The following is an 11,465-nucleotide window of genomic DNA, read 5'->3' on the forward strand; positions in this document are numbered from 1 at the left end:
GCCAGAAGGGATTCGAACCCCCGACCCGCAGCTTAGAAGGCTGCTGCTCTATCCTACTGAGCTACTGGCGCTAAGAAAAAAATTGGTAGCGGCGCAGGGATTCGGACCCCGGACCTGCGGATTATGATTCCGACGCTCTAACCAGCTGAGCTACGCCGCCACTTTTCTTTTATAAAGTAACCAATTTTCACAGGCGAGACAAATGCGATTTTTCATCAGCCCCAAAAACTCCTGTTCCTAAAAAAAAGAGTTCGCTTTTTTTAAAGCTAAACTCTATAAAAATTGGTAGCGAGGGAAGGATTCGAACCTTCGACCTTCGGGTTATGAGCCCGACGAGCTACCAGCTGCTCCACCTCGCGTTAACAATTTATCCTTAAAATTGCAGACCTCATTTCTGTCAAGCAAAATCTTTAAAATATATTCTTCTGCGGATATGCAAGTTTGAAACAGGGATTTTATTCCTAAGCTACATTCTGTTAGCAAAAAAAATACTTGACACATAGTATGGAGTTGATTATAATGTTTAAGAATTATTCACAATATAGAGTGTATATTAACGAAGGTGATAACACATCTTCTCCTGATTTGAACAAGTCAGGATAGCGTCTGTCATATTTTATGCGTTTAGCTATAAAAAATATGGCAGCAATAACAAAGAAAGAGAAGAACTTAAACACCCGTAATTGGGTTAAAGGAACATTTATGAACAGAACAATTTTGGAAATCCTGTTTATAGCCATATTGGCTATTGGATGTATAGCTTTATATGCAGGTTCCTATGATACTAACCTGCTTCTTAATCCGGGATTTGAAAGTGGTTTTGATAATTGGACCACTACAAATGGTGGAGACGGCTGGGCGGTGTACGATAGTGGACACAATGAAAGCGCTAAATGTGTTGTTTCTTCTTATCAATGGTGCACAAAGAAACAGGAAGTTGATTTGCTGGCTGCGGGTTTTACTGCTGCAGAACTGGATAACAATCCTATATTAGTTAATTATTCCGAATGGTACTATGCTTGGTGGGGTGGAAAATACTATGTAACAGTTACAGCTTATAATGCAAGTCATTCTACTGTTACAACCTCAACCATAGGTAGTAGTGGAAATCCTATTGTCCTTGCCAATGAAACTGATTGGGGACAGTTTACCGGTTCTTTTGTATTTTCTCCGGGTGTGCGTTATATTGAATTCTTTGTGGGTGGAATGGATACAAGATATTGGGGTGGTCAATTTGGAACAGTTTTTGATGATGCTTCCCTTTCTTTACATAATGAAAACACTTTACCCGTGGAACTTAGTTCATTTACAGCCACTATGGCAATAAATGCTAACGCTATTGAAATTACCTGGATAACTCAATCGGAAACCAATAATTCGGGTTTCCATTTATATCGTTCTCTGGATGATAATTTGGAAAGTGCTTCATTAATATCTCTTTTGATTTCTGATGCTACAGCCATTTCAGGAACTATGCGCACTTACAAATACAATGATGCAGAAGTTGAACCTGATATACGATATTATTACTGGTTGGAGAGTTTGTCTCTGAACGGGGCATCTCATTACTTTGGTCCGGTTAATACTATAATTCATTTTAACCCGGATACACCTCCTCCCGTAACAAAAGAAACTTGTTTAAACGAAGCTTATCCCAATCCCTTTTCTCCTCTTACTACAATCAGCTATTACCTAAAAGAAGCTTCTTCAGGCACAATTGAAATTTATAACCAAAAGGGACAGCTAATACGCAACCATCATTTTTCACAGACAATACCAGACACATACAATTTTGTATGGGATGGTAGAGATGAATCCGGGAATGAAATTAGCTCCGGGGTATATTTTTACAAGATGACTACCGGTTCTTTTTCCAGCACCAAAAAACTGGTTTATAGAAAGTGAGGTTTTCTGTCCGTTAAGCAAAGCTCTATATTCAAAGATAAATGGGTTAGCCGATTCAGTTTTTTCTACAGTAACCTAAGGGTTTACGAAGGAATTTATCCTTGCGGTTAAATACTTCAAGGGAAGAAGGTAATTTATATATTAAATATCCTTACTAATAGAGGTGTGTAGATTAAATAAGCACTGGTCATATCTAAGCCAGCAGGAATTCCTATAAGTTTTATAGTGAGGTGCTGGTTACACTGTCACTTTGATATTTCTTATGCTATCTCAAAAAGAGTATGAAGTTTCATAGAGTAACTTTAATTTCTGCTGTGTAAGCTGCATAAAAAACCATCAGGATTCCTTGCAACAAAACGAATTTAGAGCTAAAGTAAAAGTTATATCAGCAATGATGACTCCTGACTTTCTGCTCTTTCATTTTTCATTTGTCATTATAATGAAGAAAACAACGGGACATCGTTTTTCCTGATGGGGTCTCGCTTTCCATCTTGCCATCTCGCTATCTCACTATCTCACTCTCTCGCTATCTCGCCATCTCGCCAATCCCTTTTTCGGATTTGCCTTTTTCCCCGAATTTGATTATTATGTTATTAAAAGGGAGGTTATACAAATGACATTAAAGGATAGTTATCGGATAGTGATAGCAGCGGAAATAAGAGCACAGAAGATGTATCAGGCATTAGCGAAAAGTTTTGCCAAGCCGGAAACCAGCAATGTGTTCAAAGAATTGGTCGTTTTAGAAAAACTGCATGAAGAAAAGATGCGGTCTGTATTTGCCAGAGAGTTTCCCGGGCAAGCTATAGAACTTCAAGAAGAGCCGGTTAAGGAAATGCAAAGCGTAAACTTGAATGATCCCAAGGAAGTTTTGGAATTTGCCATCAGCAAGGAAGAAGAAGCGGTTGAGCTTTATAAAGATCTGGCAGAGCAGACAAAAGAGCCAGATATTAGTAAACAACTATTGCAATTTGCCCAAGAAGAAGAAAGCCACAAAGTAATTTTGCTTTCAGAAATTCAACGCTTGCAGGGTGCCTTACAGTGGTTTGATCCTTCCGAACTAACCGGTTTGATGGAGGATTGAGCTTTAGATAATGGCAAATAAAGATCAAAGCACTCTTTTTGATAGAGAAGAATTAAGCACTAAAACCGTTCCCCTGGCAGAAAAACTACGCCCTCAAACGCTGGAAGGACTATTAGGACAAACAAAACTGATAGCAGAAAACTCACCTTTAAGGCAGATGATGGAAAGCGGGGAATATCATTCCTTTATTATTTGGGGTCCGCCAGGTAGCGGAAAAACAACCATCGCCAGGATTATAGAGAAAAACAGCGGTTACAATTTTATCCATTTTTCCGCCGTTCTTGCCAGCATCAGTGATGTGAAAGCAGTTATGAAGGATGCGGATTATTTACATAGAACTCAAAACAAGCGTAGCATTTTGTTCATAGATGAAATCCACCGCTTTAATAAAAGCCAGCAAGATGCTTTTTTGCCTTATGTGGAAAGCGGAGCGATAATTTTAATCGGAGCAACAACCGAAAATCCATCTTTTGAAGTGATTCCGGCATTGCTTTCCCGATGCACTGTTTTTGTGCTGGAGCCATTAAGTGAGAAGGACTTGAAGGTAATTTTAGAGCGAGGTTTTAAGGAACTTTCCCTGGAGCCGGATGAAGATATTATCAGTTGGATGGCTCAAAACGCCGGAGGTGATGCCAGAAGAGTTTTGAACGATTTAGAGCTGGTTTTGCCTTTTCTGAAGAAGAAACCCCATCCGAAAATTGAGGAACTGGCAAAATTTTTAGCAAAAAAGACGATGTTCTATGATAAAAACCGCGAAGAGCATTATAACCTGATTTCTGCATTACATAAATCACTACGAGGTTCAGACCCGCAAGCTGGACTTTACTGGCTTGCAAGAATGTTGGAAGCGGGAGAAGACCCGCGTTATATTGTGCGTCGTTTAATCCGTTTTGCCAGTGAAGATATAGGTTTGGCAGACCCCAATGCTTTAGTTCAGGCAATTGCTGTTAAAGAAGCAGTTCTTTTTATCGGAATGCCTGAAGCAAGCAATGCCTTGGCTCAATTGGTCGTTTATTTGGCAACTGCACCTAAAAGTAACGCTCTATATACTGCCTATGAAGAAGCAGCGGAAGATGCCAGAAAAACAAGCCACTACGGAGTTCCTTTGCATATCAGAAATGCACCCACCCAGTTGATGAAAGACCTGAACTATGGCAGGGATTATCATTACGACCACGAATATGAACATAAGTATTACTACCAGAAGTATTTCCCGGAACAGATGCTGGAAAAGAAATATTACAAACCCGGTAACTATGGCTTTGAAAAAGAGATTCAAAAACGGATTGAATGGTGGGCTAAACTAAAAAAGGAACAAAAATAAAGGGAGCAGCCAAGGCAATATTAGATGCGGTAAATATTTTTTTATCACCCGGAAGGTTGATGTCCTCATCAACCACAAAATGATTACGGAGAGGATGTAATATACATTTCATATTGAAAAGACATAAAAGGAAAATAAGCTTGAGAAGGTTGAGAAGGTTTAGAGGGTTGAAATACCTCAAAGCCCTTTAGGGCAACACAATAATAGCGATGGGTGCGTAAGCCCCTCGTAAAATGTAATCCCTGAGTGCTTTTTGCACTGCCCTGAATAATCCGTAATAATTTGGGAGAGCCGAAAAGATTAGTTGGAGATACCTCGTTGGGCGTTTTGGACAAACTGAATAAAGATTACCTGCTCTGGTGTCGGATTTGCTATTTGAAGCGCTTTTTCCATCGCTTGGGAAGTATTTAAGCTCTGCCGATAGAAGATATTGTAGATTTCCTTGATTGCAGCAAGGGTCTGAGAGCTAAAACCCTTTCTCATTAACCCGATGCTGTTCAGTCCAACTGTTTTATACGGATTTCCCTGTCCGCGAGAATAAGGCACAATATCTTTTTTCACAGCAGAAGCACCTCCCACGAAGGCATAAGTTCCAATATGCACAAACTGGTGAATGGCAGTTAAACCGCCAACTGTGGCAAAATCTCCAATATGAATATGGCCTCCGCACTGAACAACATTGGCAATTACGCATCCGGAACCGATTTGACAATTGTGAGCAATATGCACATATTCCATTAGCAGATTGTTATCTCCAACCACTGTATCTTCTTCCATCTGATTACTGCAGTTGATAGTTACAAATTCGCGGATGGTATTATTGCTGCCAATCCGCAAATGAGTTGGCTCACCCTTAAACTTCAAATCCTGCGGTTCGGTGCCTAAAACAGCATAAGCATATATTTTATTACCGGTTCCGATAGTTGTATGTCCGGAAATTGTAACATTGGCAAAAAGGATATTATTCGAGCCCAGAATAACATTTTTCCCGAGGTGGCAATAGGGTCCTATATTGCAGTTTTCGCCGATAACGGCACCTTCTTCAATAATTGCTGTCGGATGAATAGTAGTCATTTTTCCCGCTCCATAATCATAGCCATAAAATCACCTTCGGCAACTTTTTCTCCCTCAACGAATGTCTCTCCGTGCATTTTTGCCAACGACTTTTTCAGGGAAAGCACTTTCAGTTCGTAGCGTAGTGTATCTCCCGGCAGAACAGGTTTGCGAAATTTTATATTATCAATACTGGCAAAATAAGCAACATAGTTTTGGGGATTTTCCATTTGATTAAGTAACATAATTCCCCCTGCCTGAGCCATTCCTTCAATAATTAGCACTCCCGGCATAATAGGATGACCGGGAAAATGACCCTGGAAAAAGGGTTCATTGATAGTAACATTTTTAATTCCGGTTAGGGATACTCCCGGAGTAAATTCAATAATTTTATCTACCAGCAAAAAGGGATAGCGATGGGGTAATATTCGTAAAATAGCATTGATATCAAAGACCACATCTTTAGTTTTGCTTTTCTGATATATCTTTTGCAGCTGGTGCTTTTTTTGAATCTGCCGAAGTTTTTTCACCAGTTCCACATTGGTTTTGTGTCCGCTGCGCGCTGCTAAAATATGCCCTTTAATAGGAATGCCTAAAAGGGCAATATCGCCAACCAAATCAACTACTTTATGCCGGACGAATTCATTGTAATAACGCAAAGGATGACTGTTCAATATGCCTTCGGGGGAAACAGTTACAGGTTGATGATAACCAAAAATATCCTGTAGCTGTTGCAACTCCTCTTCACTCATATCAGGATCGGCAATTACTAAAGCATTTTCCAGTGAACCGCCTTTAATTAAACCCATATTTTTCAGCTCCAGTATTTCACTGATAAAACAGAAAGTGCGGGCTCCGGCAAAATCTTTGGCATAGTAATCCATAGAAGGCAGCCAGGTATATTGCGTTCCCAAACAGGGATGCTTGTAATCAATCATAAAAGTGATTTTCAATTCATTGGAAGGGACTATTACAATATCCACATTATCTTCCGGAGCGGAAAAACTGATTGGCGCTTCCAGCTCAAAATATTCCCGTTCGCTATCCTGTTGAACTATTCCACATTGACGCAAAAGATTTAAGAATACAACAGCCGAGCCATCTGCAACAGGTGCTTCGGGACCGTTTATTTCAATGCATATATTATCTATTCTCATTCCGGCAATAGCAGAAAGAACATGTTCTATGGTAGCTACGGTTGTTCCATTGATGCCAATTGTTGTGCCCCGGGAAATATCCACAACATGATCAATATCAGCAGGAATTCTGGGATTCCCGGGTAAATCGGTTCGGATAAAGACGATTCCTTCATCTGCATTTGCCGGTTTGAATCTGATGGTACTTATTTCTCCGGAATGCAATCCAATGCCTGTATAAGATGATTCTCCACCTATTGTTTGTTTATATTCCATTATTTCTCTCCGTTATCCGATTCGTTCTTTTTGGCTTTCAGATAGAAATGATACATATCGGGTAAGTTTTTCTGTATTGCCATAATTCTTTTAGTAAGATTCGCATCCATAGCAGGATAACCAAAATATCTGCCGTCCTCAGGAATATTACCTGAAACCCCGGATTGAGCACCCACCATTGCTCTATTACCTATTTGCAGGTGATCCGCAATTCCTACCTGCCCTGCCAGATAAACATAATCCCCAATAACCGTGCTACCTGCCAAACCAACCTGAGAACAAAGAATGCTGTGTTCTCCAATAATGCAATTGTGACCAACTTGAACAAGATTATCTATTTTAGTTCCTCTGCCGATAATTGTGGAACCTAAAGTAGCTCTATCAATACAACTATTGGCTCCAATTTCTACATCATCGCCAATAACTACATTTCCCACTTGAGGAATTTTTTGCTGTTTACCTTCAATTAGCATAAAACCGAAACCATCAGCTCCGATAACTACTCCACTATGGAGAATACAATCCCTGCCAATTACGCAATCGTCATAGATACAGACATTGGCAAAGAGCTTTGTTCCTTTTCCGATAGTAACATTTTTCCCGATGGAACATCCCGCAGCAATTATAACTCCTTTCCCCAAAGTGCAACCACTGCCGATAACAACATTGGCTCCAATTGCCACTTCTCCTTCAAAACGAACATCATCAGCTACAATTGCTGATGGTTGAATAGCATAGTTAACATCTTTATTCTCCTGCTCCAGCCACCAGGTTATTAGACGCATTAAAGAATAGTAGGGTCTTTCTACAATCAGCAAAGCCCTTTCAGGAAGCTCGGAAACAAATTTGGCAGTGGTAATAATCAAGCCGGCAGAACTGTTTTTCGCTTTTTCCAGAAGTTTTTCCTGCTCCAGAAAGATTATGGTTTGTTCGTCTGCCTCTTGTGGTTCGCCAACTTTACAAAGGCCTGCGGGTATTTTTCCTTGCAGTTCTCCCTGGCAGATATAAGTGAGGAGTTCACTATTTACAGGGTTTTTAAAGTGTTTCATAATTTATCGGGCTTAAAATCATCACCTAAGCCCTCAGGTGGTTTAATTTCAGGCGGTAATTGTTCTTCCGGTTTAGGAGGTTCAGTTGTTGTTCCTTCGGTTGGTTTAACGGTATCTTTATTCAGTTCCAGTAAAATCTGGTCTGTTAAATCCAAAACCGGAAGAGCATAAAGTAAGCTGCCCATACTAACATCAAAAATCATCGTGTATTTCTCATCTTCAGCAATTTTCTTGATGAGATTATGGATTTTCAGGGTTAACGGGTCAATAAGTTCACGGTAACGCTGTTCCGCTTTCCCTCCATCGCCAAAATATTCTTCCAATAAGCGTCCGGCTTCCGTTTTTTTAGTATCTATCTGACTTTGCATTTCTCTTTTTGCGGCATCGTTCATAGTAAGTTTACGAATTTCAAAATCCCGTTCCATTTGTTTAATTTCATCATCCAGTGATTTTATTTGGTTTGTCCAGTTCTGTTTATCCAAAGCAAATAACCTGGCAACTTCCGCTGCTTCGTTACTATCCATAAGCAAGCGATCAGTATTTACAAAACCAAGTTTAACAGGTTGGGCATAAGCCAGGGCAAACAGCGCTAACAGCACTGAGAGCAATAAGATATGTTTTTTCATTTTTTCTCCTTTCTAAAAACCAGCATATAACTAATCCGCAAGAGGAAAGACGGGCTGCAGCATTTTAACTGCGCGAGCATCATCCACTCTTTTCACCGGAGTAGTTGAAGGGGCTTCTTTTACCAGTTCAGGTTTTTCCCTGCACTCTTTTGTAATCTCTATCATTGCCTCCGCAAAGGCATCCAAACTTTCCAGGGATTCCGTTTCCGTTGGTTCCACCATCATTGCTTCCGGAATAATCAGCGGAAAATAGATCGTAGGAGCATGGAAACCCTTATCCAAAAGCCGTTTGGCTATATCTAAAGTAGTTATTCCGTAATTCTGTTTTTGCCAGGTGCCATCCATCACAAATTCGTGCATACAGGGCTCCTGATGTTCAATATGGTAATATTCGCTTAAGCGTTTCATAAGGTAATTAGCATTCAAAATGGCATTTTCGGAAACCCGGCGTAAACCTTCAGCTCCTAACATTTTAATATAAATATAGGCACGCACTAAAATAGCAAAGTTACCGTAAAAAGGATGCACTTTGCCAATGGAGCTCTGCTCATTTTCAGCAGAAAGATGATAACCCTTTTCGTCTTTAGTAACTACAGGAACAGGCAAAAATGGCAGCAGCTTTTCATTTACGGCTACAGGACCGGAACCGGGTCCGCCTCCTCCATGAGGTGTAGCAAATGTCTTATGCAAATTGAAGTGCATTAAATCAAAACCTATTTTTCCGGGTTGCACAATTCCCAAAAGAGCATTTAAATTAGCTCCGTCCATATACATTAAAGCATCAACGCTGTGAATGATAGCAGCTATTTCTTCTATTTGCGTTTCAAAAAGACCTAAAGTATTGGGATTGGTAATCATAATACCGGCTGTCTTTTCATTAACCAGTTCCCGCAATTTGGCTATATCACAACGACCTTCTTTATTGGAAGCAAGTTCCACTGTTTTATAGCCCACCAAGCTACAACTGGCAGGATTTGTTCCATGCGCACTATCAGGAATGATGATTGTATCTTTATGCGTATTTCCTTTTGCCTTATGATAGGCAGAAATAATTTTAATGCCGGTAAATTCACCTTGAGCTCCAGCAGAGGGCTGTAATGTAACTCCAGCCATTCCTGCAATTTCTGCCAGGTCTTGCTGCAATTCATACATCAGTTCCAAAGCGCCTTGCAGTGTTTCTTCCGGCTGATAAGGATGCAAAGAAGTAAAGGATGGATGCCTTACCAGCGTTTCGTGAAGTTTGGGGTTATACTTCATTGTGCAACTGCCTAAAGGATACAAACCCTTTTCAATAAAGTGATTTTTATGGGAAAGGGAAATATAATGACGCATCGTATCCAGTTCACTCACTTCCGGTAGCCGAGCTTTTTTCGTTCTCAACATTGTTTCCGGAAACATTGTGGCTAAAGGAATATCAATTTCTCTCTTGGGTAAAGTTACTCCTTTTCTGCCGGGAGCGCTGTGTTCAAAAATGGTTTTGCTCATTTTACAACCTCCTGCATTGCTTGAACGAAGCTGTCAATTTCTGCTTTACTTTTCTTTTCCGTTACGGCAATCATCAATTCATCAGGTTTTCCCCAAGGCGCAAGATCAATTCCGGCGTAGATATTTAGGGGCAAAAGAGCTTTAATTATCTCTTCTGCTTTTTTCGGAGCTTTAAGCACAAATTCCTTAAAGAAATATTCATTAGGATATGCCAAAGCCAAACCGGGAATTTTACAGAGCTCGTTTGCCGTGTAGTGTGCTTTTTGAGCAGATTGGGTTGCTACTTCAACCAGACCTTCTTTCCCCAATAAACATAAATAAACAACGGCTGCCAAAGTGCATAGTGACTCATTGGAACAGATATTGGAAGTTGCTTTCGCCCTTCTGATATGTTGTTCTCTTGCCTGTAGTGTTAAAACATAAGCTTGGTTACCATCTTTATCAATAGTTCCGCCCACAATTCTGCCCGGCATCAAACGCGCCATTTCAGTTCGGGTAGCAAAAAAACCGAAGAGCGGACCCCCAAAGGACATATTATTGCCAAGTGCTTGACCTTCGCCAACTACGATATCAGCATTATATTCTGCAGGTGGCATTAGAATAGCTAAAGAAACTGGATCAACACAAGCAATAAGCAAACACTTGGGATTTTTATGAACGAGCGTATCAATTGCCTTCGTGTCTTCCAAATTGCCGTAAAAATTCGGGGTCTGGATAATTACACTGCCAATTGTATCATTCAGCATATTTTCCATAGCAGATAAATCCGTTACTCCATCTTTTTCGGGAGCTATTAAAAGTTCAATGCCGTTGCCTTCAGTATATGCTTTAATCACTTTTACATAATTCGGATTCAGGGTTGCCGGCAGAATTGCCTTAGTTAAGTGATTTTTGCGGACAGCCATCAAAATCGCTTCCGCAATTGCACTTGCGCCATCATACATTCCGGCATTGGCAATTTCCATCCCCGTAAGCTCACAAATCATTGTTTGATATTCAAATATGAACTGAAGAGTGCCCTGGCTCACTTCTGCCTGATAAGGAGTGTAAGCAGTAAAAAATTCAGGACGGGAAACAATGGCATCTACTGCAGCAGGAATAAAATGATCATAAACCCCACCGCCTAAAAAGGAATTTACCACTTCACAGGGAATATTTTTATCGGTTTTGGCTTGGATATTTTTATTTATTTCCAGTTCTGAAAGCGGCTGCGATAAGGCAAGGGGCTTATGCATTCTCAATTTATCGGGAATAGCAGAAAGTAATTCCTCAAATTTATTAACGCCGACAGCGTTCATAATTTTTTGCCTATCTCTTTCAGTATTAGATATATAGGGCATATTTACTCCTTGTGTTGTAAACATTTCAACTTATTGTTAACTTAAAAATCAAAAGCGGAGTTTATGTCAATTGCTTTTTGGATTGTCAATGGCTCCAGAAGTTTACACAAAGAACAAGTTTAGCAGGTTGAGTGCGGATGGCAATAAAAAATGGTACGAGTTGGCAAGCGAAAAGTGATACACTTGAAAA

The 11,465-nt window shown here is 40.1% G+C and carries 9 protein-coding genes and 2 tRNA genes; 3 read left to right on the top strand and 8 right to left on the bottom strand.

Annotated elements, in window-relative coordinates:
• Positions 1-83 precede the first annotated feature (83 nt).
• Positions 84-160, bottom strand: a tRNA-Met gene (locus tag PLE33_08740).
• 123 nt (positions 161-283) lie between these two features.
• Positions 284-359: transfer RNA gene (locus PLE33_08745), tRNA-Met, on the bottom strand.
• 343 nt (positions 360-702) lie between these two features.
• Between PLE33_08745 and PLE33_08750 the strand changes: the two genes are divergently transcribed.
• From PLE33_08750 to PLE33_08760, 3 genes are all read left to right on the top strand, one after another.
• Complete coding sequence (locus PLE33_08750) at positions 703-1,905, top strand: FlgD immunoglobulin-like domain containing protein (GenBank protein ID HPS61328.1); 1,203 nt, start codon at positions 703-705, stop codon at positions 1,903-1,905.
• A gap of 613 nt (positions 1,906-2,518) precedes the next feature.
• Positions 2,519-2,986, top strand: coding sequence for a ferritin family protein (locus PLE33_08755; protein ID HPS61329.1), 468 nt, complete (start codon positions 2,519-2,521; stop codon positions 2,984-2,986).
• Positions 2,987-2,996: 10 nt separating this feature from the next.
• Positions 2,997-4,310, top strand: a complete 1,314-nt coding sequence (locus PLE33_08760) for a replication-associated recombination protein A (GenBank protein ID HPS61330.1) — start codon at positions 2,997-2,999, stop codon at positions 4,308-4,310.
• 300 nt (positions 4,311-4,610) lie between these two features.
• Here PLE33_08760 and lpxA read toward each other — a convergent pair whose 3' ends face one another.
• The 6 genes from lpxA to gcvPA are packed head-to-tail and all read right to left on the bottom strand — an operon-like array spanning position 4,611 to position 11,275.
• Entirely contained in the window at positions 4,611-5,384 is a 774-nt protein-coding gene (lpxA, locus tag PLE33_08765; protein HPS61331.1) for an acyl-ACP--UDP-N-acetylglucosamine O-acyltransferase, read from the bottom strand.
• Positions 5,381-6,775, bottom strand: a complete 1,395-nt coding sequence (locus PLE33_08770) for a bifunctional UDP-3-O-[3-hydroxymyristoyl] N-acetylglucosamine deacetylase/3-hydroxyacyl-ACP dehydratase (GenBank protein HPS61332.1) — start codon at positions 6,773-6,775, stop codon at positions 5,381-5,383. Before PLE33_08770 ends, lpxA begins: the two co-directional genes overlap by 4 nt.
• Entirely contained in the window at positions 6,775-7,824 is a 1,050-nt protein-coding gene (lpxD, locus tag PLE33_08775) for a UDP-3-O-(3-hydroxymyristoyl)glucosamine N-acyltransferase (GenBank protein HPS61333.1), read from the bottom strand. The genes PLE33_08770 and lpxD overlap by 1 nt, the downstream gene beginning before the upstream one ends.
• Entirely contained in the window at positions 7,821-8,450 is a 630-nt protein-coding gene (locus PLE33_08780; GenBank protein ID HPS61334.1) for an OmpH family outer membrane protein, read from the bottom strand. Before PLE33_08780 ends, lpxD begins: the two co-directional genes overlap by 4 nt.
• 30 nt (positions 8,451-8,480) lie before the next feature.
• Entirely contained in the window at positions 8,481-9,935 is a 1,455-nt protein-coding gene (gene gcvPB / locus PLE33_08785) for an aminomethyl-transferring glycine dehydrogenase subunit GcvPB (protein ID HPS61335.1), read from the bottom strand.
• Positions 9,932-11,275 carry an aminomethyl-transferring glycine dehydrogenase subunit GcvPA gene (gene gcvPA, locus PLE33_08790; GenBank protein HPS61336.1) on the bottom strand — a complete coding sequence of 448 codons (1,344 nt, stop codon included), beginning with the start codon at positions 11,273-11,275 and terminating at the stop codon, positions 9,932-9,934. Before gcvPA ends, gcvPB begins: the two co-directional genes overlap by 4 nt.
• Between the last annotated feature and the right edge of the window lie 190 nt (positions 11,276-11,465).

The organism is Candidatus Cloacimonas sp., assembly GCA_035403355.1.
GTDB lineage: Bacteria > Cloacimonadota > Cloacimonadia > Cloacimonadales > Cloacimonadaceae > Cloacimonas.